Here is a 23,314-nt window from a genome sequence, read left to right as displayed (position 1 = left end):
CGCACGGTGACCATCCACGCGGAATCTCAGGCGACAGCGTCCTTCGACGAGGAGGTCGCCGACACGCAGCGGTATTTCGACAGCCCGCGGTTCGAGGGCATCACCCGCCTCTACACGGCCCGGCAGGTCGTCGAACAGCGCGGCACGATCCCCGTCGACTACACCGTGGCCCGGGAGGCGGCCAAGGCGTTCTACCCGCGCCTTCGCGAGCTGTTCTCCCAGGGCAAGAGCATCACCACCTTCGGTCCGTACTCGCCCGGTCAGGCCGTGACCATGAAACGGGTCGGCATCGAGGGGATCTACCTGGGCGGTTGGGCCACCTCCGCCAAGGGCTCCACCGACGAGGACCCCGGTCCGGACCTGGCGAGCTACCCGCTGAGTCAGGTGCCCGACGAGGCCGCCGGTCTGGTGCGCGCACTGCTCACCGCCGACCGCAACCAGCACTACCTCCGGCAGCGGATGAGCAGTGAACAGCGGGACGCAGCGGGGCCACCCATCGACTTCCGGCCGTTCATCATCGCCGACGCGGACACCGGGCACGGTGGTGATCCGCACGTGCGCAACCTGATTCGCCGCTTCGTCGAGGCCGGGGTGCCCGGGTACCACATCGAGGACCAACGGCCCGGCACCAAGAAGTGCGGACATCAGGGCGGCAAGGTGCTGGTGCCGTCGGACGAACAGATCAAACGCCTCAACACCGCCCGCTTCCAGCTCGACATCATGGGCGTGCCGGGCATCATCGTCGCCCGCACCGACGCCGAGGCGGCCAACCTGATCGACAGCCGCGCCGACGAACGCGATCAACCGTTCCTGCTCGGCGCGACGAATCTGTCGATCCCGTCCTACAAGTCGTGTTTCCTGGCGATGATGCGCAGCTTCTACGACGCCGGGGTGACCGCGCTGAACGGCCACCTGCTCTACTGGCTGCCCGACGGCGAGTACGAGACCGCGCGGGGCTGGCTCGAACGCCACGGCATCGCCGAGGTCATCGCCAAAGCGGCCGATCAGTGGCGGTCCGACGGCGACCCCGGCAACGATGCGCTCTACGACGACGTCGAATCGCAGTTCATCGCCGCCTGGGAGGAGGACGCCGGGCTCAAGACCTACGCCGAGGCGGTGGCCGCCCGGCTGGAGTTCGCCGAGCGCGACGGCGAGGCGTATGCGATGGGCGTCGACGAGTGGCAGCGGTTCGCCAAGCGGGCCTCGCTGTACACCGCCGGGAGGAAGGCCCGCGAGCTCGGCGTCGACGTCGAGTGGGACTGTGAGCTGGCGAAGACGCCCGAGGGGTACTACCAACTCCGCGGCGGCATCCCCTACGCGATCGCCAAGCAGCTGGCCGCCGCCCCGTTCGCGGACATCCTGTGGATGGAGACCAAGACCGCCGACCTCGCCGACGCCAGGGAGTTCGCCGAGGCCGTCCACGCCGAATTCCCCGACAAGATGCTCGCCTACAACCTGTCCCCGTCGTTCAACTGGGACACCACCGGGATGACCGACGACGAGATGCGGGCGTTCCCCGAGGAACTCGGCAAGATGGGGTTCGTCTTCAACTTCATCACCTACGGCGGACATCAGGTCGACGGTGTCGCCTCGGAGGAGTTCGCCACCGCACTGCGGCAGGACGGCATGCTCGCCCTCGCGCGGCTGCAGCGCAAGATGCGGTTGGTCGAATCGCCCTACCGCACACCGCAGACGCTGGTCGGCGGGCCGCGCAGCGATGCCGCGCTGCTCGCGTCGTCCGGCCGCACGGCCACCACCAAGGCGATGGGCAAGGGCTCCACCCAGCATCAGCACCTGGTGCAGACCGAGGTGCCCAAGAAACTGCTGGAGGACTGGTTGGCGCTGTGGAGCGAGCACTATCAGCTCGGCGAGAAGTTGCGGGTTCAGCTTCGCCCCCGCCGTGCCGGCGGTGAGGTGCTCGAACTCGGCATCTACGGCGAGCGCGACGGTGGCCAGGAGAAACTGGCCGACGTACTGGTCGACCCGATCAAGGACCGGTACGGCCGCAGCATCCTGACGGTGCGCGACCAGAACACCTACGCCGAGAAGCTGCGCCAGAAGCGGTTGATGACGCTGATCCACCTGTGGCTCGTCCACCGCTTCAAGGCCGAAGCGGTGTATTACGTGACGCCCACGGAGGACAACATCTACCAGACCGAGAAGATGAAGTCCCACGGCATCTTCAGCGATGTGCACAAGGACGTCGGTGAGATCATCGTCGCCGAGGTCAACCGCGCGCGCATCGAGGAGTTGTTGGCGTCCGACCGCGAAGCGCTCGGACGGCTGATCCGCAAGGAGGACTGATCTCGGGAAGCGTGCGTGCACGCGTCGGGCCGTAGGAGAGACGCCGTATATGGAGTGGACAGCCACGGTGGCCGGCATCGCGCTCGTCGCCGTCATCGTGCGGGACGTCTTCCACACGCTGTTCCATCCGATCGGTCACGGCAGTATCGCGCCGATGGTGATGAAGCTGATCTGGCGGCTGCTCGGTCTCCTACCCGCTCAGCGCCGGATCGCCTCGCTGACCGGGCCGCTCGGCATCGCCATGGTCGTGCTCGCCTGGGGTGTCATCGCCGTCGCCGGCTGGACGCTCATCTACTGGGCGCAGATGCCCGAAGGGTTCGCGTACGGCACGGAGCTGAATCCGAATGAGCGGCACGACCTCGTCGACTCGCTGTACCTGTCGCTGGTGACCATCGGCACGCTCGGCTTCGGCGATGTCGTCCCGACGTCGGTGACGCTGCGGCTCGCCGCCCCCGTCGAGGCGCTCTTCGGCTTCATGCTGCTCACCGCGGCCGTGTCGTGGGTGCTCGAGATCTACCCGGCGCTACACCGCCGCCGCGTGCTGGCACTGCAGCTGTCGACACTGCGGCGGGCGCGCGACGGCGATCCTGTGCTGCCGATCGACAGTGTCCCCATCGAGGTCCTCACCTCGCTGGCGGCAGGCATCGTCGAAGCGCGGAACGACTTCACCCAGTACAGCGCCACCTACTACTTCCGCGACCTGGAAACCGATGCGTCCCTGGCGGCTTCACTGGAGTACGCGACCCAGCTCGCCGCCGAGGCGATGGCCGGCGAACGGGATACCGTCCGCACGGCGGGGCGGCTGATGAAGATCGCCGTCGACAGCCTCGCCGAACTGCTCGATCAGGAGTTCCTGCAGCTCGGCGGTGACACGGATGCCGTCGTCGCGGCTTACGCGGTGGACCACCGCCATACCAGCTGACCGGTGACGATCGTCGCCCGCACCCGATCTCCGTCGAGGTCGGCGAGCACATCGCGCGGGGAGCCCTCCACGACACACAGGTCACCCGGTTCGCCCGGCGCGACGGTACGCGGTGTCGCGGGGTGCTCGGCGGACCCCAGGAACAGGTCGAGAGCCGTTGCTGCGTCGACACATTCGTGCGGGGCGAGGGTGTCCCCGGACGGCGTTCGGCGACGCACGGCCGCCCTCATGGCCGCCCACGGGTCGCCGTCACCGAACGGGGTGTCGGTCGAGAAGGCCACCCGGACCCCGGCATCGAGAAGTGTTGCCACGCGCCACAGTTCGTGGTGTTCCCCCGCCGGGACGTCGGTGCGGTACTGATCGCCGCGCTCGGCGACGAAGTTGGGTTGGGTCACCACCGTCACGCCGAGGCCCGCCAGATCGGCGACACAGTCGTCGGGCACCACGGCGGCATGTTCGATCCGGTCGCGCGGGTGCACACCGGCCGACCGCAGCGCGGCGAGCGTGACGACGAGTTGGGCGGCGGTGACGCAGTGCACCGCGACCGGGACGCCGTCGCCGTGGCGGCCGGCGATCCACGACGTGAGCTCGTCGAGGTCGAGTTTGTCGTCGTGCAGGATCCGCTTACCCGGCGCCAGGACGTGCAGGCGCTGCACGATCTCCCCACTCCACTGCCCCACCGCGCCGACATCGAGATCGGGTGTGGCATCGGTGAATCCGGTGACGCCGCGGCATGCGAGCCGCCTGCTGAGCTCACCGAGGGGGACGGTCCGGCGCCCGAGCTCGGCGCCCCACCGCGGGTCCGCGCTGAGCAGCCTGCCGTCGGGGTGACCGCTTCGGCCGAGGCGTTCGAGCCCCGCGGAGTTCAGCGTCCACATCACCCCGCTCCGGTGCTGCACACGCACCGGCACCGCCGGGTTCAGTTCGTCGAGCAGCGCCCGGTCCAGGAATCCCGCCACCGCCTCGTGGTAGCCCACCGCACGGATCCAGCCGTCGTCGCCGGGTACCGCGCCCCGCAGTGCCCGCGCCAGTCCGTGGCGGTCCCGCACGTCAGGGGGTCCGACCCGCACCGAGTCGAACGCGGCCGCGGCGGCGTGCAGGTGGACGTGGTGATCGTGCAGGCCCGGGATCACCGTGGCGCCTTGCGCGTCGAGCAGCGTCTCACCTCGCGCCGGCGTCAGGCTCGCGGCGACCTCGTCGACGCGCTCCGTCACCCGGATGTCCGCGCGTGACCCGTCGAGCAGGGTGGCACGCTGAATCAACATGTGGCTGCGCGGCTTTCGAGTAAGCGGCGAACCGCGGCATTGTCGGCGCCCAGACCCGGCGCGGGCTTTGACGGACGGGGACGGCAGGCGGGCACCTCGACGACACCGGTGTCGGCCAGCGCAGCGTGGTTCGCCGCGACCGCCGCCATCGAGACCTCGATGAGTTCGCCGCCGCCGCGGCGCAGCGACTCGGTCACCGCGTGCGCAGCCGCCAGACCGGTGAGCGGATCGGCGATCGCGTCACCGACGAAGACCGGTCCGGAGTCGGACCCGCCGACCAGACCGCCCGCCACGGCGGCGTCGTCGCCGAACGCCACCCACTGCGCACCCGGCCCGGTGGCGCCGTGGCCGGTGATGCGCACCCACATCCGGCCGTCGGGCGACGGGGCGGTGTGCGGTCCCAGACCGCGCCGCGCCAATGCGGCGGGCCGGGATCCCTCGATCACCACATCCGCCGCCGCGAGCAGACTCGACAGCTCCGAGGTCTGGTCGAAATCGACGGTGATGCAGTGTTTTCCGCTGTTCATCCAGTCGAAGAACTCGGGTGCGCCGCCGCGGGTGCCGTCCGGGCGGGACGGGCTCTCCACCTTGACGACGGCCGCCCCCGCCCGGGCGAGCACCCGGCCGAGCAGCGGTCCGGCCCACATCGACGCGAGCTCGACCACCAGCAGATCGGCCCACGGACGCGGCGGGGCCGGGGCGGCGATCCGGGTGACGACAGGCTGCGCCGGGGCCGTCTCGGCGAGCACGGCCGCGGGCATGCCGAGCAGACGGGCCCGCTCGACGGCGGTGTCCGCGGACCGGGTGGCCACCCAGTCGCCCACCGCCCGCCAGGGGTCTGGGCCGAGGCCGTCGGCCTCGACGAGGGCGGGGACCGCGGCGACGTCGTCGGGCCGGGACAGCGTGAGCGCACACCACCCGTCGCGCGCCCGCATCAGCCGGGACGCTCCACCCGCCGAGATCAGCCCGGGTGCGGGCAGGCCGAGCAGTGCGGCGCGCCCCGTCAGCAGTTCCGGGATGTCGACCTCGACCGGCAGCGCCTCGGCGGTGCGGGTGGCGTGCGTGAGCACCGCGGCCGGGATCGCGAATACACTCACCGCTCCATTGTCCCGCGCGGCTTGCGGCACCCCGCGAGCAGACGCAGAATCGCGCGAAACCGGTGGCCAGCACGCGATTCTCTGTCTGCTCGCGCTCAAAAGTGGAGCGCCGAGAACTTCCAGTCCAGTGCGGGGCGGTCCGCCGGGTCGTCGACGGCGTACACCAGCGACCGCAGGTCCAGAACCTCGCCACGCCCGCCGGGCAGCGGCCTGGCGCCCTCGACGTGCAGGGCGCTGTAGAGCGTGTCGCCCTCGTACACCGGGCCGGTGTGATCGCACGATTCCCACGCCAGCACGGTCACGAGATCGGGCAGCAGGCGCGTCGCCTGCGCCAGCGCCAGCCCGATGGTGTGCCCGCCGTAGACCAGCCGCCTGCCGCCGCCGACACGCGAATCGTGGTGTGTGGCAGCGATGTTGAGGGTGAGCCGGGCCAGCTCCGGCGCGCTGCTGACCACGTCGGCGGTGCTGCGCAGGGCCGTGCCGACCAGCCCGGCGTCGAACGACGAGGACGGCACGCGCGTCCGGTAGGCCAGCGCGTCCCAGTCCGCTGCCGGATCGGGTGTCGGGGTGTCCGCGCCGATGGCCGACAGGTCGTCGGCGTGGCCGGTGTCGGGGGCGCCGTCGCGCAGGGGCAGCATCGCGCAGCGGTGGAAGTCGAGCACCAGCCGGCCGAGCTGGTCGACGGTGGTCATCCGCAACGCCGCCAACCCCGTCGGCGCGCGGCCCGGTTTCGCTGAGTTCTGCTTCAGCCCGACGACCTCGGTGCGGGTGAACAGGCTGTCGCCCAGGACCGGATAGCGGTGGAACGCCAGCCCGCGGTAGAACAGGTTCGCCCTGACCCGCTGGGTCACCAGCGTCGACTGGCCGATCGCCACGTCGCACACCAGGCCCGGATGGGCCAACGGGGCGGTCGCACCGGTGACCGCGGCGGCGAGTTCGGCGTCGAGCGCCAGCCGCAGGCGGTCGCCGAGGATCGACTGGTGCACCGCGGCGGCCCCCGCCGACAGCGTCATCGTCGGCGCCGAATCGAACACCTGCCCGTGCGTGAGGTCGTCGAAGTAGGGCCCCCCGGCGATATGGCCGTACAAAGTCACAGCCGCACATGCTGGCAGTGCTCGGTTCGCTGTGTCAATATGGCCGTACATTTACGAGGGGATCCATGAGCCGGTTGAGCGAAGAAGAGACCATGCTGGTCGACACGGTCCGCACGTTCGTGGACCGCGACGTCAAACCCACCGTGCGCGACGTCGAGCACGCCAACGACTACCCCGAGGCGTGGATCGAGCAGATGAAGCGCATCGGCATCTACGGCCTGGCGATCCCCGAGGAGTACGGCGGCTCTCCCGTGTCGACGCCCTGCTACGTCGAGGTCACCCAGGAGCTGTCCCGCGGCTGGATGAGCCTGGCGGGTGCGATGGGCGGGCACACCGTCGTCGCCAAACTGCTGACGCTGTTCGGCACCGAGGAACAGAAACGCACCTACCTGCCCGGTATGGCCACCGGCGAGATCCGGGCGACGATGGCGCTCACCGAACCGGGCGGCGGATCCGATCTGCAGAACATGACCACCACCGCGGCGCCCTCGGAGGGCGGCGGCCTGGTCATCAACGGGTCGAAGACCTGGATCAGCAACGCCCGCCGGTCCGGACTGATCGCGCTGTTGTGCAAGACCGACCCGGCCGCCACGCCGCGGCACAGGGGCATCTCGGTGGTGCTCGTCGACCAGGGCTCGACCGGGCTGTCGGTGTCGCGCGACCTCCCCAAACTCGGCTACAAGGGCGTCGAGAGCTGTGAGCTCGTCTTCGACGACTGCCGGGTGCCCGCGTCGGCGATCCTCGGCGGGGAACCCGGCCGGGGTTTCGCGCAGATGATGAAGGGACTGGAGACCGGCCGCATCCAGGTCGCCTCACGCGCTCTGGGGGTGGCCACGGCCGCGCTCGAGGATGCGCTGCGCTACGCCCAGGAGCGCGAGAGCTTCGGACAACCGATCTGGAAGCACCAGTCGATCGGCAACTACCTCGCGGACATGGCGACCAAGCTGACCGCCGCCCGGCAGCTGACCCGCTATGCCGCCGAACGCTACGACAGCGGGGAGCGCGCCGACATGGAGGCCGGGATGGCCAAGCTCTTCGCCTCCGAGGTCGCGATGGAGATCGCGCTCAACGCCGTTCGCATCCACGGCGGCTACGGCTACTCCACCGAGTACGACGTCGAACGCTACTTCCGAGACGCCCCGTTGATGATCGTCGGCGAGGGCACCAACGAGATCCAGCGCAACGTGATCGCCGCCCAGCTGGTGGCCAGGGGCGGGATCTAGGAGCCTGCGATCAAAGCCGAGCCGGCCTACCGGGCGCTGCGCGACCAGCTGCGCCGCGACATCGCCGCGGGCCGCTACCGCGGCGGCGTCCGGCTGCCCACCGAGTCCGAACTCGTCGCCCGGCACGGCCTTTCGCGTCAGACGGTGCGGCGGGCCTTCCAGGACCTGGTGGCCGAGGGGGTGGTGTACCGGGTTCCGGGGCGGGGCACCTACGCCCGCGAGACCGGCCGCTATCTGCGTCAACTGGGCTCCATCGAGGATCTGATGAGCCTGTCCCAGGACACCACGATGGAGGTGGTGCGCGGGCTCGGTCGGTGCGTCGACGTCCAGGCCGCGAGCCGGCTGCGCCTCGACGACGACATTGTGCACACGGTGGTCTTCCGCCGGCTGCACGGACCGCCCGGCCACGGCGTGCCATTCGTGTCGACGACCGTGCACCTGCCGCCCGACGTCGCCGGTCACGTCGATGGTGACGAGGCGCTCAGAACCGGTGCGGTGAGCACGCACACCGTCATCGGGCTGCTCGAACCGCACCTCACCGCACCGATCGCCCAAGCAGCGCAGTCGATCACGGTCGCAACGGCCGACCAGGCGGTCGCCGATGCGGTCGGCTGCGCCCCGGGGCACCCGATGCTGCGCGTCGACCGGCTCTACTCCGACGAGGCGGACCGGCCGGTCGAGTTGTCGGTCAGCCACTTCCTTCCCGAGCAGTACACCTACCGGGTGACGTTGCGCCGCTCGAGCTGACGCGAGATCACTCGGCGGCCGCGGCGGTGGCGGCGATGCTGCCGAGAAGTGCGAGCGCATCGGCACTCGGGCTGCCGGGTTCGGCGTCGTACACCACCAGTTCCTGGCCGGGCGCGGACCGCACGTCGAACGTCTGCATCGTCAGCTCGAGCACCCCGACGTCTGAATGTCGGAACACCTTGCGCGTCAACGACTTACCGCGGGCATCGTGCCGCTCCCAAAGAGTGCGGAACTCGGCGCTGTGGGTCAGCAGTTCGGCGAGCACCGCCCGGACGCGTGTATCCGCGGGCGCCGCAGTGTGGTTCAACCGGAATCCGGCGACGGCGTTGTCGGCGACGTCCTGCCAGTCGACGTAGAACTCGCGTGCTCGGGGCTCCCCGAACACCAGCAGCATCAGGTTGCCGCCGGATCCGAAGTCGCCGAACAGCGCGTGCGCCAACGGGTTCGCCGCCAGGACGTCGTAGGCCCGGTTGTAGACCAGGGCGGGGTTGTCCGGCCAGGCCGTCATCAACCTCAGCAGCGCCGGGTCGACCCGCTCGGAGGTCGTCACGGTCTCCAGCCGCGGCGCCAGACCGGCCAACCGGAAGAGGTGCCGGTGGCCGTCGTGGTCGAGGCGCAGTGCCGCGGCGAGGGCGTCGAGGACCGATGCCGACGGCGAACGCTCCCGGCCCTGCTCCAACCGCACGTAGTAGTCCACACTGAGCCCGGCCAGCCACGCCACCTCTTCGCGGCGCAGCCCGGGCACCCGCCTGGTGCCCGTCGACACCAGTCCCGCGTCGGCGGGCTGCACCTGCGCCCGCCGGCTGCGCAGATAGTCACCCAGATCGGACATGTCCCCACGATAGGGGCGCGCCGCGGCGTCTGCCTGGGTGTGGCGCACCCAGGCAGACCGCAACCTGGTTGCGCGCCGCGCACCGCCCGAAGCTGGGATCCATGACCGATTCGAAGATCATCCTCGTCACCGGAGCCAGCAGCGGCATCGGCGCCGCCGTCGCCACCCACCTCGCCCGCGCCGGCCACCACGTGGTCGCGGGCGCGCGCCGGGAGGACCGCCTGCGCGAACTCGCCGACAACACCGCCGATCTCGAGCACGGCAGCCTGTCGGTGCGTCGGCTCGACGTCACCGACCGCGCCGACACGGCGGCCTTCGTCGACGGCGCCGTGGAGACCCACGGCCGCATCGACGTCATCGTCAACAACGCCGGGATCATGCCCCTCTCGCGTCTGGACGCCCTGCTGGTCGACCAGTGGGACGCGATGATCGACGTCAACGTCCGTGGTCTGCTGCACGGCATCGCCGCGGCCCTGCCGCACTTCCACCGGCTCGGCGGCGGACACTTCGTCACCGTGGCGTCGATCGGCGCCCACGAGGTGGTGCCGACGTCCGCGGTCTACAGCGCGACCAAGTACGCCGCATGGGCGATCACCGAGGGGCTGCGGCAGGAGTCCGACCCCTCGATCCGCGTCACGACCGTCTCACCCGGGGTGGTCGAATCCGAGCTCGCGGACACCATCACCGACCCGGGCGCCGCCGAGGCGATGCGGGCGTACCGCGCGGCCGCGATCCCGCCGGAGGCGATCGCCCGTGCCGTCGCCTACGCGGTCGGAGAACCCGACGACGTCGACGTCAACGAGGTGATCGTGCGGCCGGCGCGCCAGCGCTGACTGCGGTGGCGGTTTCCGTTCGATCAACAAATCACTGCCATCGGAACCAAAACGGGTCCACACCCGTTTAGATACTTGCGGACGGGTCGGTACCGACCCTCCCCGGAACGCGAGGAGCGCCCATCCCCCCGGGCGCTCCTCGCCCCGTATCCGTCACTCGACGGCGTCGATCAAGCCCCAGCGCAGTGCGGTCGCCGGATCGATCGTGCGCCCGGAGAGCACCAGGTAGCCGGTGCGCCACCGTCCGATGCGGCGGGTGATGCTGACCGTGCCGCCCGCGCCGGGGATCAGGCCGAGGGCCAGTTCCGGGAGGCCGAACACCGCGTCGGGGGCGCTGACGAGCCACCCGCAGAAGGCCGCCATCTCCAATCCGCTGCCCAGCACCTGACCGTGCACGTGTGCGCGGCAACTGCGGCCGAGACGTGCCGCCACCTCGTCGAGCACCAGCGCCGGGCTGTGCCGGGTCCGGGCGAGGTGGGCCGAGGCCGGATCCTCGAAGCTGCCGAACTCGGCGAGATCGCCTCCGCTGCAGAAGGATCGGCCGACACCGCCGAGCACCACCTCCTCGACCGAGGGATCGAGGCGGGCCACCTCGAGGGCCTCGAGCAGTGCGGCGCGGGCGCGGGTCGAGAAGGCGTTGTGGCGGCCGGGCCGGTTGAAGCGAATGGTCAGGCGTCCGTCGTGGCGTGCCATCACAACGGGATCCGGTGTCTCCGGCACCCGGGCCGGGCCGCGTTCGGCGAGCCAGCGGGCGAACTCCCGCCCCGACTGCAGCGTCGAGTAGGCCAGCGATTCGGTGATCACGCCGGCGAACGTGGACCGCGCGGGATCGAAGGCCCTCAGCACGTCGTCGCACACGGCCGCGGCCTGCGGCCACCGACGGCAGCGCTCGTCGAGTTCGGCCAGCGTGTCGGCCACCGAGGCGACCGTGACCACGCGCCGGTCGTCGGACGGCGCCTCGGTCAGCGTGAACGAGGCGTCGTCGCAGGGGGTTTCGACGGCGACGCGGATGCCACCGCCCAGTTCGACCAGATCGCTCACGAGTACTTGTTTATCAGCTCCTGCTTGTAGAGCTTGCCCGTGTCGGTGCGGGGCAGCTGCGGCTCGAACGACAGCGAACGCGGGCATTTGTAGTGCGCGAGCCGATCCCGCAGCCAGGCGATCAGTTCCTCGGCGAAGGCATCGGTGGCGTCGGCGGGGTCGACGGTCTGGACCACGGCCTTGACGCTCTGACCCATCTCGTCGTCGGGGACACCGAACACCGCGGCGTCCATCACCTTGGGATGGGTCACCAGCATGTTCTCGGCCTCCTGCGGATAGATGTTCACCCCGCCGGAGATGATCATGTGGTGGCGCCGGTCGGTGAGGTACAGATAGCCCTCCTCATCCAGGAATCCGATGTCGCCCACGGTCTTCCAGCCGAGCGGATGCCGTGACGAGGCGGTCTTCTCCGGATCGTTGAGGTACTCGAAGTCGTAGCCGCCCTCGAAGTAGATCTCACCGGCCTGCCCCGGCGGCAGCTCGCTGCCGTCCTCCCCGACGATGTGGAGGACGCCGGTCAGCGGCCTGCCGACCGAGCCGGGGTGCGTCAGCCACTCCTCGGCGGTGATGAGCGTGGAACCGTGCGCCTCCGAGGAGGCGTAGTACTCGTCGATGATCGGGCCCCACCAGTCGATCATCTGTTTCTTGATCTCCACCGGACACGGAGCCGCCGCGTGCATGACCCGTTCCAGGCTCGACACGTCATAGGAGGTGCGCACCTCCTCCGGGAGTTTCAGCATCCGGGTGAACATCACCGGCACGAACTGACCATGGGTCACCTTGTGTTTGGCGATGGCGTCGAGCGCGCCCTCGGCGTCGAACTTCTCCATCACCACGGTGGTGATACCGCCGGCCTGCGTCTGCATCGACCACACCGACGGCGCGGTGTGGTACAGCGGGGCGGGGCTGAGGTACACCGCGCCGGGGTGCATCCAGAACTCGACCAGCGCGGCCATCATCCCGGGCGACTCCGAGGGCGGGACGTGCGGTAGTTCGCGTTTGATCCCCTTCGGGCGTCCGGTGGTGCCGGAGGAGTACTGCAGCAGATCGCCTTCGATCTCGTCGGCGATCGGGGTGTCCGGCTTGTCGGCCACGCACTCGGGGTAGCTCTGCCAGCCGTCGAGTTCGCCGGCGGAGGCACCCGTCGCCGACGAATCGGCTCCGACGATCAGCAGGACGGACGGCAGGCCGTGCGGGAGTTCGGCGCCGAGTCCGCTCAGGGTCTCGGCGAGCTTCGCCGACCCCACGATCGCCTTGGCGCCGCTGTTGTCGACGATGTAGGCCACCTCGGGCGCGGTGAGATGGGTGTTGATCGGCACGTAGTACAGCCCGGCGCGGCGCGCGGCCCACATCACCGCGTGCATGTGCTCGTTGTTCTCCATCAGGATCGCGACGGCGTCGCCCTCGACCAGGCCGGCATCGCGGAACAGGTGCGCCAACCGGTTCGCCCGCGCCTCGAGCTCACCGAACGTCACGACGGTCCCGGCGGGATACATGATGACGGCGGGCTTGTCGGGGGTGGCGACGGCGGTGTCACGGATCTGCATGTGCTGACTGTACTAGGGGTGAATTGACAGGTGTCAAGAGCCCGACTGTGGCAGCGAGCACACCCGTCGACGAGCGCGAACGTGCGCAGAAAACACACCGCGAGCGGCGTGTCGATGATCCGACACGCACGCTCGCGGTGAAAAAAACTACGCCAGGCGGTGCTTGAGGGCGTCGAACTCGTCGCGGATACCCGTGGGCAGCTTCTCGCCGACGAACTCGAACCACTCCTCGATCAGCGGCAGTTCCTCACGCCACTCCTCGGGCTTGACCTCGAGCGCGGCGTCCACGTCCGCCGGGTCGACGTCGAGGCCCTCGAGGTCGAGGTCCTGGGCCGTCGGCACGATGCCGATGGGGGTGCTGCGACCGTCGGCCCTGTGCTCGATGCGCTCGATGGCCCACTTGAGCACGCGGCTGTTCTCACCGAAGCCCGGCCACAGGAATCGCCCGTCGTCGCCGCGGCGGAACCAGTTGACGAAGAACACCTTCGGCAGCTTCGACTCGTCGGCCTGCTTGCCGATGTTGATCCAGTGCTGGAAGTAGTCGCCCACGTTGTAGCCGAGGAACGGCAGCATCGCCATCGGGTCGCGACGGACGGTGCCGACCTTGCCCTCGGCGGCGGCGGTCTGCTCCGAGCCGAGAGTGGCGCCGATGAACACGCCGTGCTGCCAGTCGCGCGCCTCGGTGATCAGCGGGACCGTCGTCTTACGGCGACCGCCGAACAGGATCGCCGAGATCGGCACGCCCTGCGGGTCGTCCCACTCCGGCGCCAGCGTCGGGCACTGCGAGATCGGCGTGCAGTACCGCGAATTCGGGTGCGCCGCCTTGGTCTCGGTCTCCCGCAGGATGTAGTCGTTGCCCTTCCAGTCGATCAGGTGGTCGGGCTCGCCCTCCAGGCCCTCCCACCACACGTCGCCGTCGTCGGTCAGCGCGACGTTGGTGAACACGGTGTTGCCCGCGGCGATGGTCTTCATCGCGTTCGGGTTGGAGTCCCAGTTCGTGCCCGGCGCGACGCCGAAGAACCCGAACTCGGGGTTGGTGGCGTAGAGCCGGCCGTCCTTGCCGAACCGCATCCAGGCGATGTCGTCGCCGACGGTCTCGGCGCGCCAGCCGGGGATGGTCGGCTGCAGCATCGCCAGGTTGGTCTTACCGCACGCCGACGGGAACGCCGCGGCGACGAAGTACGCCTTGTCCTCCGGCGAGATCAGCTTGAGGATCAGCATGTGCTCGGCGAGCCAGCCCTCGTCGTGCGCCATCGCCGAGGCGATCCGCAGCGAGTAGCACTTCTTGCCCAGCAGCGCGTTGCCGCCGTAACCCGACCCGTAGCTCCAGATCTCGCGGGTCTCAGGGAAGTGGGTGATGTACTTCGTGTCGTTGCAGGGCCACGGCACGTCCTGCTGGCCGGCCTCGAGCGGGGCGCCGACGGAGTGCAGCGCCTTGACGAAGAACCCGTCGGTGCCCAGCTTGTCCAAGGCGGCCTGCCCCATGCGGGTCATGGTCCGCATCGAGATGACGACGTACTCGGAGTCGGTGATCTCGACGCCCAGCTTGGGATCCTCGGCGTCGAGCGGCCCCATGCAGAACGGGACGACGTACATGGTCCGGCCGCGCATGGACCCGCGGTACAGGTCGGTCATGATGCCGCGCATCTCGGCCGGGTCCATCCAGTTGTTGGTCGGACCGGCGTCGACCTCGCGCTCGGTGCAGATGTAGGTGCGCGACTCCACCCGAGCCACGTCCGACGGATCGGACAGCGCGAGGTAGGAGTTCGGCTTCTTCTCGTCGTTGAGCTTCTTGAAGGTGCCCGCATCGACCAGCTGCTGGGTCAGTCGTGCGCACTCCTCCTCGGAACCGTCGGCGAACACCACACGATCGGGTTGGGTCAGTTCGGCGACCTCCCGAACCCAGGCCAGCAGTCCTTCGTGTTTCGTCGGAGCGGTGTCCAGACCCGGAATGGTGGCTGAAGTCATACTGTGATTCTCCTGCATCTTCCTGCACTAGGTTCCGCCAGGACGCAGGCCCACGATGACGCCGAAGAACGAGATCAACGGCGATCACGGTCGTCCCTTGTTCCCGAGGTTAACGTGGGTGACATACCCGAAGGAATTCGGATCTATGTCCGATGACTCACAGGAACGATTCAGAAAAGCAAATAACGCACGTACCGATCAGTAACCGACGGATTTTCCGGAATTTCGTTCGCTCGCATCGGTGAATTCGTCGGGTGATTTGTCGTACAACTCGGCGCGGACGGCCTCCAGGACGCGCAGCAAGCCCGGCAGCCGACGGTCTCGCACGGCCGCGGCGCGGGCCGTGGCGGCCGCGTGCTCCCGCAGCTCGGCGTCGATGTCGGCGATCCGTACGGCGGCGGAATCGGCGTCGGCCTCTTCCACGGCGGCCAGCTCGGCGGTCAGCGCCGCCTCGGCGGCCAGCACCCGGGTGGCGACCGCCTCCTCGGCCGCCGACAGCAGCGTCGCGGTGACGTCGGCGACCCAGCGGTCCAGGACACCGCGGTCGTGCAGCAGGCCGCGGATGCCGACCACCCACAACGCGACCGCCAGACCGGCCGCCGCACCGGCGAGCACGCCGGCGACCGCCAGGCCCGGGGCCACCCCGGTGAACAGGCGGCTCACCGCGAGGGCGACCCCGAGCCCGAAGCCGGTCCCCAACAGCATCATCAGCCGTGTCTCCAGGCGACGGCCCCGCAGCGGCGGCCCGGCGAAGTCGGGTGCGGCGACCGGCTCGGTGGGCGGCGGCGCCGGGTCCAGGTGCAGGTCGGCGGAGACGGCGGCGAGGTGGGTGGTGATGCCGTCGTCGACCTCGGCCATCACCTCGGCGGCGCGCCCGCGCACGACGTCCTCGAAGCCCGTGAGCCGCCGTCGGCCGAGTTCGGCGATGTCCTCCTGCAGTTCGCCGCGCACCGACGCGCAGCGGTTGCGCGCGAAGTACGCCAACTGCACGCGGGCCTGCTGGATCTGACTTCGCAGCGCGATCGTGCGCTGCGACTTCTCCAGCCGTCGTTCGCGGCGGATCTCGTCGCGCTGGGACCGCAACGCCGACACCCGCGCCTGACGGTCGGCGCCGTCACCGTCGGCACGATGGCGCGCGATCACCTTCTCGAGTTGACTCTCCCACGCTCGCAAGCGATTTCGACGCACCACCTCGGTGTTGCCGAGGATCCCGCGCAGCAGCACGACCAGATCGTCGACCGCAGGGTCGCCGTCTTCGGGGGCGGCCGCCACCCCGACCCACGGCAGTCCGGCGTAGCGCGGGCGGTGCGCGGCGAGCCGGTCGCGGTCGGCGGCCAGCACCTCACGCCAGTCGAGGTGGACGTCGATCTTGGTGACCACGCCGATCACGCAGTCGGTGTGCTCGGCCGCCAGGTCGAGCAGTTCGCAGTCGGAGTCGGCCAGCGCGGACACCGCCGAGACGGCGAACACCACGGCCAGCGGTGCGGCGCCTGGGGGCAGTTCGTCGGCCTCGACGAACGACACCTCCGGCAGGCGGGCGCGCAGAACCGCGATCAGGCTGCTGACCCCGGCCAGCCATGGACCGGTGACCAGGACGGCGTCGCTGCGGCGCACCCCCGGCGAACTCAGGGCGGGGTCCACGGCGGTGACCACGGCGTCCGCGGCCGCGACCGGGTCGGGGGCAGCGGTCACCGGCGACGCTCGAACAGTCGGAGCGAGCCACGACAGATGTCGGCGCCGCACGCGCGGTGCAGCGGGCCGACCGGGCCGCGGCTGTAGCCGCGCCACCGCACCGCCCGGCGCAGGTGCGCGGCGGCATCGTCGCCGCGGTCGACCTCCAGTCCCGCCGCCTGCACGACGTCGACCGCCGCGGTCATCACCGCGAGGACCACGTCGTTGCCGGCCAGGAACTCCGCCACCCGCTCGTCGCCGGCGGCGCGGCCCTGCAGTTCCGTGACCGCGGAGCGCACCCGGCGGTACCGCACCGGTGCGGTGAGGGCGTCGACGCGGCCGAGCACCCGGTCGATCCCGCTCAGTTCGCGCAGCAGCGCGGGCAGGTCCCGCGGGTCGGCGCCGTCCCGGAGCGCGCGCACCGCGTACGCGATGCCGCGCCGGTCGAGGGTGCGCAGCAGACGCAGGCGCGCCTCGCGAGGCAGTGGGTGGGCGCCGTCGAGGAAGGCGTCCGGCGAGCGCAGATCGGCCGGGTGCTCGATCAGCGTCCGCAGCGCACTCAGGTCGCCGGTGTCGAGGCGGACGTCGGCCAGCAGCGCGACCGCGGGCTCCACCGGCGTCCCGGCGAGCAGGCGCCGCAGTGGACCGGGCGGGATCGGCCCCGCGAGGTCGGCCTTGTTGCGCACCACCAGCACGGGCACGGCCGCGCCGCGCCACGCCGCGACCGACGACACGTCCTCCGGTTTGACCGCTTCCGCGACGACCACCACCACGACGTCCGGGTGACCGACGCGACCGTCACCGGCGAGAGAGGCGCGACGCCCCGCACCGGTCAGCGCGCGGGTCAGCGTGGTGCGACCCACCCCGGCGCGGCCGCTGACCGCGATCCGCAGCGGCGCCCCCGCCCTGGCGGCCAGCGCCGACACCGCGGTGTCCCCGTACTCCTGCGCGAAGCGTGTCAGCACGTCGACGAAAGCGAACATGGCCGCACCCTCCCTCTGTCGACCCGTCACGGCTTTCGGGTCCCGGGGAAATCGTGGCATCCGTCGGGGCGCCTCACTTGCGGATGTTTGGCATACCAGCCGAAGGCAACTGTTGGGTATCAATCTGTACCACGATGGGGGTGGTCCATCACCGATGAGACACCATGGACGGATGCACGCGCGCGAGTCGGACAGCTCCGGTGGGCCGCCGCTCGACACCGCCGGCGGGCCGGCGCTTCACACCGCCGGTGAACCGGCCCATGACCCGGCCGGGGACGACTCTCCCTCACCGCACCGCCACCGCCGGGTGACCAGCTTCCGGTCGCGGCGTTCGGCGCTGTCCGGTGGGCAGCAGGAGACCTGGGAGCGGCGGTGGCCCGAGCTGGGCACCGAGGCCCGCGACGACGACGGCCGGCCCGCGGCGCTGCTCGACACCACGGCGTGGTTCGGCCGGACCGCCCCGCTGGTGCTGGAGATCGGTTCGGGCACTGGCACCTCGACGCTGGCGATGGCGCAGGACGAGCCGGACATCGACGTCATCGCGGTGGAGGTGTACCGGCGCGGCCTCGCCCAGCTGCTCACCGGCATCGACCGGGCCGGGGTCCGCAACATCAGGATGATCCGCGGTGACGGCGTCGACGTGCTCGAGCACATGCTCGCGAGCGGCTCGCTGACCGGCGTCCGGGTGTTCTTCCCCGATCCCTGGCCGAAGGCCCGCCACCACAAACGCCGGCTGCTGCAGCCGTCGACCGTGGCGCTGATCGCCGACCGGTTGCGGCCCGGCGGCATCCTGCACGCGGCCACCGACCACTCCGGCTACGCCGAGCAGATCGCCGAGGTGGGTGACGCCGAACCGCTCCTGCGCAGGGTCAGCGCCGGCGCCGACCTGCCGATCTCCACACAGCGGCCGGTCACCAAGTACGAGCGCAAGGCCCTGGCAGGTCCCGACGTCACCGAACTTCTCTGGGAGAAGGCGCCGTGAGCGTCACCGAGGACATCCCGCAGGTCGCACCGCCACCGCCGCCCGCAGGTCCGCCCGCCGGCACGCAGCGCGTCCTGCTCGTGTGGGACGCGCCGAACCTCGACATGGGTCTCGGCTCGATCATCGGAGGCAGGCCGACCGCGGCGCACCGGCCGCGGTTCGACGCGCTGGGTCGCTGGCTGCTCGCCCGCACGGCGGACCTGTCCGCCGGCCGCGAGGACGTCACCCTCGAACCCGAGGCGACGGTGTTCACCAACATCGCCCCCGGCAGCGCCGACGTCGTCCGGCCCTGGGTGGAGGCGCTGCGCAACGTGGGTTTCGCGGTCTTCGCCAAACCCAAGATCGACGAGGACAGCGACGTGGACAGCGACATGCTGGACCACATCGCGCTGCGCCGCCGCGAGGGGCTGGCCGCCGTGCTGGTCGCCTCGGCTGACGGTCAGGCGTTCCGGTTGCCGCTGGAAGAGATCGCCCGCGAGGGGATCCCCGTGCAGGTGCTCGGATTTCGCGAACATGCGAGCTGGGCGCTAGCGTCGGATACCTTGGAGTTCGTCGATCTGGAAGACATTCCTGGTGTTTTCCGGGAGCCGTTGCCGCGGATCGGACTCGATTCGCTGCCTGAGCAGGGAGCATGGCTGCAGCCGTTCCGGCCGCTGTCCGCGCTGCTGACCTCGCGTGTGTGACAACTGTGGCCACAGCGCGGTCGACATGAATTGGTAAGGAGCTTACGTGTTCGCCTGGTGGGGTCGAAACGTATACCGATATCGGTACATAGTGATCGGTGTCATGGTGGCGCTGTGCCTCGGCGGCGGCATCTACGGGATCAGTCTCGGTAACCACGTCACGCAGAGCGGGTTCTACGACGAGGGCAGCCAGTCGGTGCAGGCCTCCGTCGCCGGCGACGAGGTGTACGGCCGCGACCGCACGAGCCACGTCGTGGCGATCCTGACCCCGCCGGACGGCGAGAAGGTCGACAACCCGGAGTGGCAGCGCGAAGTCGTGGGCCAGCTCGACAGCTTCGTCTCCGACCATCCGGACCAGGTGGTCAGCTGGGTCGGCTGGCTGCGCGCACCCGACGCCGCCAGCGAGACCGTGCAGCAGATGAAGACCGAGGATCTGTCGAAGACCTTCGTCAGCATCCCGCTCAAGGGCGAGACCGACGACGAGATCCTGAAGAACTACCAGGTCGTCGAACCCGCCCTGCAGGAGATCAACGACGGCGACATCCAGCTGGCCGGCCTCAACCCGCTGGCCAGCGAGCTCACCGGCAGCATCGGCGAGGACCAGAAGCGCGCCGAGGTCGCCGCCATCCCGCTGGTCTGCGTGGTTCTGTTCTTCGTCTTCGGTGGCGTCATCGCCGCCGCGCTGCCGGGCCTGATCGGCGGCCTCACCATCGCAGGCGCGCTGGGCATCATGCGCCTGGCCGCCGAGTTCATCCCGGTGCACTTCTTCGCCCAGCCGGTGGTGACGCTCATGGGCCTCGGCATCGCCGTCGACTACGGCTTGTTCATGGTGAGCCGGTTCCGCGAGGAGCTCGCCGAGGGGTACGACACCGAGGCGGCGATACGCCGCACGGTGATGACCTCCGGCCGCACGGTGATGTTCTCCGCGGTGATCCTGGTCGCCTCGTCGGTCCCGCTGCTGCTGTTCCCGCAGGGCTTCCTCAAGTCGATCACCTACGCGATCATCGCCTCGGTCATGCTGGCGGCGATCCTGTCGATCACGGTGCTGGCCGCCGCCCTGGCCATCCTCGGGCCGAGGGTCGACGCGCTGGGCGTCCGGACGCTGATCAAGTTCGCCCAACCGGACCCGATCGCGTCGGACCCGGCGGTGCAGAAGACCAACACCTTCGCCATCGCGTCGATTCCGCTGGGGCTGCTGGTGCCGCCCGTGGGCATCGCGCTCGGCCACATCGCCCGCAGACGCATCAAGCAGACGGGTGAGCAGGGCGCCCACTTGGCCCTGATCGGCCTGGTCCTCGGCTACACGGCGCTCTACGGCGCCATGGCCTACGGCATCACCGCGTTGCGGAACGACGACGTCATCGGCAGCGGCGTCTACGGCATGTTGCTCGGCATCGTGCTGTTCCTCGTCATCGTCACCTTCGGCCTCGCCCTCGCGCGGTACGTGCCACTGGCTCGTCGCCCCATCGTGTGGTGGCTGAACTGGCTGTCGGACAAGACCCAGAAGACCAAGACCCGCGCCGAGGTGGAGCGCGGATTCTGGGGCAAGCTCGTCACCCGCGTAATGAAGCGCCCCGGCGCCTTCGCCTTCCCGATCATCATCGTGATGATCCTGCTGGTCATCCCGCTGGGACAGCTGTCCCTGGGCGGCATCAGCGAGAAGTACCTGCCCCCGGACAACTCGGTCCGGCAGGCGCAGGAGGACTTCGACCGCAGCTTCCCCGGCTTCCGCACCGAGCCGCTGACGATCGTGCTCAAGAACGACAACGGTGAGCCGGTCACCGACCAGCAGGTGGCCGACATGCGCGCCAAGGCCATGTCGATCAACGGCTTCATCGATCCGGAGAACGATCCGTCGAAGATGTGGCAGGAGCGGTCGGTCCAGGAGGGCGGCTCCAAGGACCCGTCGGTCCGGGTGATCCAGAACGGTCTGGAGAACCGCAACGACGCCGCCCAGAAGATCGACGAGTTGCGGGCCCTGTCCCCACCGCGCGGGGTCTCCGTGTGGGTCGGCGGCACCCCGGCGCTCGAACAGGACAGCATCCACAGCCTGTTCGACCGGTTGCCGTTGATGGTCACGATCCTGATCGTCACGACCACGATCCTGATGTTCCTGGCGTTCGGCTCGCTGGTGCTGCCGATCAAGGCCGCGTTGATGAGCGCGCTGACCCTGGGCTCGACGATGGGCATCCTGACGTGGATGTTCGTCGACGGGCACGGATCCGGGCTGATGAACTACACGCCGCAGCCGCTGATGGCGCCGATGATCGGCCTGATCATCGCGGTCATCTGGGGTCTGTCCACCGACTACGAGGTGTTCCTGGTGTCCCGCATGGTGGAGGCCCGTGAACGCGGGCTGTCCACGGCGGAGGCCATCCGGGTCGGCACGGCCACCACGGGCCGCTTGATCACCGGCGCCGCGCTGGTGCTGGCCGTGGTCGCCGGCGCGTTCGTGTTCTCCGATCTGGTGATGATGAAGTACCTCGCGTTCGGCCTGCTGTTGGCCTTGCTGCTGGACGCGACGATCATCCGGATGTTCCTGGTGCCAGCCATCATGAAGATGCTCGGTGACGACTGCTGGTGGGCGCCGCGCTGGATGAAGCGACTGCAGGAGCGGCTCGGTCTCGGCGAGACCGAACTGCCGGACGAGCGCAAACGGCCCGCCGTCCGCGACCCCGCGGACGATCAGGCCCTCGTCGGCGCCGGCGCTCCGGTACCGCCGCGGCCGCGTCCCCCGCACGATCCGACGCATCCCGGTATCGAGGGCCGGGTCGGACCGACCCGCATCCCCCCGGGTCCGCCGCGCCTGAACGGTCCCTCGGTCGCCGGCACGAGCCGGATCCCGACCAACCGGCCCGCGTCCGGGCAGGAGCCGCCGACCACGCGGTTCTCGATGGCGAAGAACGCGGTGCGCGGTGCGGTCAACACCGCGACCACGCAGCGGGCTCCGCGGCCGACCGGTCCGGCGCCGAAGCGCGAGGAACGCGAGATCGAGTCCTGGCTCGGTGAGCTGCGCGGCGGCCCCGCGGGTCCGGGCGGCCCGTCGGGTCCCGGTGGCGGCCAGCCGCCCCGGCCGCCCCGGCCCCCGCAGCCGTCGGCCGAGTCGACGACGGCCATGCGGGCCGGTGGACCGAAGCCCGAACCCGAGGGCAACGAGCCCACGACGGCGATCCCGGTGCAGCGGCCGGCCCAGCCGGAGGACAGTGACGCGACGACGAAGATCCCGGCACAGCAGGATCCCGAGTCGACGGAGAAGCTCAACGCTCCGGAGGAGCAGAAGCGCCGTGGCGGCGGCATGAGCGCGGCGGACCTGTTGCGCCGCGAGGGCCGGATGTAGCTGCTCACTCGACCCCGGCGCGGAAGTCGTCGCGCCGGGTGGGCAAACCTCCTGCACCACACTGGTTCAGCCGTCACGCAGCGGCAGGCTTTGTCGGACCCTCGAACTAATGTTCGAGACATGGATGGGGGCTTCAGCGCAGCGGTCGACCGTCTGCGGGCGGCGGTCGCCGACCTGCACACCGCCTCGCTTGACGACCTGACCGATCCGCAGGTGGTGGCCGAACTCGACCGCATCAAACAAGCCGTCTGGGCGGTGCCGGCCGTGGAGCACCGGCTGACCGCACGCCTGATCGGCGCCGACCCCCACGCTTTGGGCGCCACCTCGATCCGGGAGGTGTTGGCCAACCACCTGCGCATCACCCCCACCGACGCCCGCAACCGGATCACCGACGCCGCCCAGTTGGGTCCCCGCTACACGATTCACGGGGAACGCGTGCAGACCGAGTTGGCGCATACCGCGGAAGCGGTGACGCGTGGCGAGATCGGGGTTGCGCATGTGCGGGTCATCCAGGACTTCATCCGGAAGCTGCCGGTCTGGGTGTCGGCCGCGCGCCGTGACGACTACGAACGCGATCTGGTCGGCCACGCGATCGAGTTGCGTCCGGATCAGTTCAAGCAGGTCGCCGAGACCCTGCTGGGGTTCATCGACCAGGACGGCACCGAACCCAACCACCAGACCCTGCGACGCCGCCGCGAGCTCCGGGTCGGCCGCCAGCAGGCCGACGGGATGAGCCGCATCGAAGGCTGGCTCACCCCCGAAGCCCGCGCCCTGTGGGATGTCAT

Annotated in this window: 18 protein-coding genes; 9 read left to right on the top strand and 9 right to left on the bottom strand. The window is 70.1% G+C overall.

The genetic code is table 11. The annotated features are described in order from the left end of the window. Positions 1 to 6 precede the first annotated feature (6 nt). Positions 7 to 2,304 carry an isocitrate lyase ICL2 gene (gene aceA / locus AU196_RS19390; RefSeq protein ID WP_059096697.1) on the top strand — a complete coding sequence of 766 codons (2,298 nt, stop codon included), beginning with the start codon at positions 7 to 9 and terminating at the stop codon, positions 2,302 to 2,304. A 49-nt stretch (positions 2,305 to 2,353) separates the two neighbouring features. Further along, positions 2,354 to 3,226, top strand: coding sequence for a potassium channel family protein (locus tag AU196_RS19385; RefSeq protein WP_059096696.1), 873 nt, complete (start codon positions 2,354 to 2,356; stop codon positions 3,224 to 3,226). Here AU196_RS19385 and AU196_RS19380 read toward each other — a convergent pair. From AU196_RS19380 to AU196_RS19370, 3 genes are all read right to left on the bottom strand, one after another. Further along, positions 3,196 to 4,491, bottom strand: coding sequence for an amidohydrolase family protein (locus AU196_RS19380; protein WP_059096695.1), 1,296 nt, complete (start codon positions 4,489 to 4,491; stop codon positions 3,196 to 3,198). The genes AU196_RS19385 and AU196_RS19380 overlap by 31 nt on opposite strands. Then, positions 4,485 to 5,588 carry a CoA transferase gene (locus tag AU196_RS19375; RefSeq protein WP_059096694.1) on the bottom strand — a complete coding sequence of 368 codons (1,104 nt, stop codon included), beginning with the start codon at positions 5,586 to 5,588 and terminating at the stop codon, positions 4,485 to 4,487. Before AU196_RS19375 ends, AU196_RS19380 begins: the two co-directional genes overlap by 7 nt. A gap of 95 nt (positions 5,589 to 5,683) precedes the next feature. Further along, a complete protein-coding gene (locus tag AU196_RS19370) occupies positions 5,684 to 6,682 on the bottom strand; it encodes a hotdog family protein (protein WP_082695797.1) in 999 nt (332 codons plus the stop codon). Between the two features lie 65 nt (positions 6,683 to 6,747). Between AU196_RS19370 and AU196_RS19365 the strand changes: the two genes are divergently transcribed. Both AU196_RS19365 and AU196_RS19360 read left to right on the top strand, forming a co-directional pair. Continuing rightward, complete coding sequence (locus AU196_RS19365; protein WP_059096692.1) at positions 6,748 to 7,905, top strand: acyl-CoA dehydrogenase family protein; 1,158 nt, start codon at positions 6,748 to 6,750, stop codon at positions 7,903 to 7,905. Between the two features lie 9 nt (positions 7,906 to 7,914). Then, positions 7,915 to 8,652 (top strand): GntR family transcriptional regulator, encoded by a 738-nt coding sequence (locus tag AU196_RS19360; RefSeq protein ID WP_082695796.1) that lies wholly within the window; start codon positions 7,915 to 7,917, stop codon positions 8,650 to 8,652. Between the two features lie 7 nt (positions 8,653 to 8,659). Here AU196_RS19360 and AU196_RS19355 read toward each other — a convergent pair whose 3' ends face one another. After that, positions 8,660 to 9,484 carry a helix-turn-helix transcriptional regulator gene (locus AU196_RS19355; protein WP_197415846.1) on the bottom strand — a complete coding sequence of 275 codons (825 nt, stop codon included), beginning with the start codon at positions 9,482 to 9,484 and terminating at the stop codon, positions 8,660 to 8,662. Positions 9,485 to 9,585: 101 nt separating this feature from the next. Here AU196_RS19355 and AU196_RS19350 point away from each other — a divergent pair, with 101 nt between their 5' ends. Further along, a complete protein-coding gene (locus AU196_RS19350) occupies positions 9,586 to 10,317 on the top strand; it encodes an SDR family oxidoreductase (protein ID WP_059096689.1) in 732 nt (243 codons plus the stop codon). A 153-nt stretch (positions 10,318 to 10,470) separates the two neighbouring features. On the opposite strand, the gene AU196_RS19345 is transcribed toward AU196_RS19350, so the two are convergent. The 5 genes from AU196_RS19345 to AU196_RS19325 all read right to left on the bottom strand — a co-directional run bounded on the left by AU196_RS19345 (position 10,471) and on the right by AU196_RS19325 (position 17,527). Then, entirely contained in the window at positions 10,471 to 11,358 is an 888-nt protein-coding gene (locus AU196_RS19345; RefSeq protein WP_059096688.1) for an enoyl-CoA hydratase/isomerase family protein, read from the bottom strand. Further along, a complete protein-coding gene (gene fadD4 / locus AU196_RS19340; protein WP_059096687.1) occupies positions 11,355 to 12,905 on the bottom strand; it encodes a fatty-acid--CoA ligase FadD4 in 1,551 nt (516 codons plus the stop codon). Before fadD4 ends, AU196_RS19345 begins: the two co-directional genes overlap by 4 nt. Before the next feature lie 147 nt (positions 12,906 to 13,052). Then, positions 13,053 to 14,873, bottom strand: a complete 1,821-nt coding sequence (locus tag AU196_RS19335; protein ID WP_059096899.1) for a phosphoenolpyruvate carboxykinase (GTP) — start codon at positions 14,871 to 14,873, stop codon at positions 13,053 to 13,055. A 198-nt stretch (positions 14,874 to 15,071) separates the two neighbouring features. Beyond that, a complete protein-coding gene (locus AU196_RS19330; RefSeq protein WP_059096686.1) occupies positions 15,072 to 16,565 on the bottom strand; it encodes a hypothetical protein in 1,494 nt (497 codons plus the stop codon). Beyond that, a complete protein-coding gene (locus tag AU196_RS19325; RefSeq protein ID WP_231737650.1) occupies positions 16,562 to 17,527 on the bottom strand; it encodes a hypothetical protein in 966 nt (321 codons plus the stop codon). The genes AU196_RS19330 and AU196_RS19325 overlap by 4 nt, the downstream gene beginning before the upstream one ends. Positions 17,528 to 17,681: 154 nt before the next feature. Here AU196_RS19325 and trmB point away from each other — a divergent pair, with 154 nt between their 5' ends. The 4 genes from trmB to AU196_RS19305 all read left to right on the top strand — a co-directional run. Then, positions 17,682 to 18,509 carry a tRNA (guanosine(46)-N7)-methyltransferase TrmB gene (gene trmB / locus AU196_RS19320; protein WP_059096684.1) on the top strand — a complete coding sequence of 276 codons (828 nt, stop codon included), beginning with the start codon at positions 17,682 to 17,684 and terminating at the stop codon, positions 18,507 to 18,509. A 14-nt stretch (positions 18,510 to 18,523) separates the two neighbouring features. Further along, positions 18,524 to 19,192, top strand: a complete 669-nt coding sequence (locus AU196_RS19315; RefSeq protein ID WP_231737657.1) for an NYN domain-containing protein — start codon at positions 18,524 to 18,526, stop codon at positions 19,190 to 19,192. 46 nt (positions 19,193 to 19,238) lie between these two features. After that, positions 19,239 to 22,529 carry an MMPL family transporter gene (locus AU196_RS19310; protein WP_059096682.1) on the top strand — a complete coding sequence of 1,097 codons (3,291 nt, stop codon included), beginning with the start codon at positions 19,239 to 19,241 and terminating at the stop codon, positions 22,527 to 22,529. A 120-nt stretch (positions 22,530 to 22,649) separates the two neighbouring features. After that, positions 22,650 to 23,314 (top strand): DUF222 domain-containing protein (locus tag AU196_RS19305; protein ID WP_157546512.1); only part of this gene is annotated, 665 nt, incomplete at its 3' end.

The sequence above is a fragment of the Mycobacterium sp. IS-1742 genome, assembly GCF_001500125.1.
Taxonomy (GTDB): domain Bacteria; phylum Actinomycetota; class Actinomycetes; order Mycobacteriales; family Mycobacteriaceae; genus Mycobacterium.
This window is presented reverse-complemented; position numbering and strand designations above follow the sequence as displayed.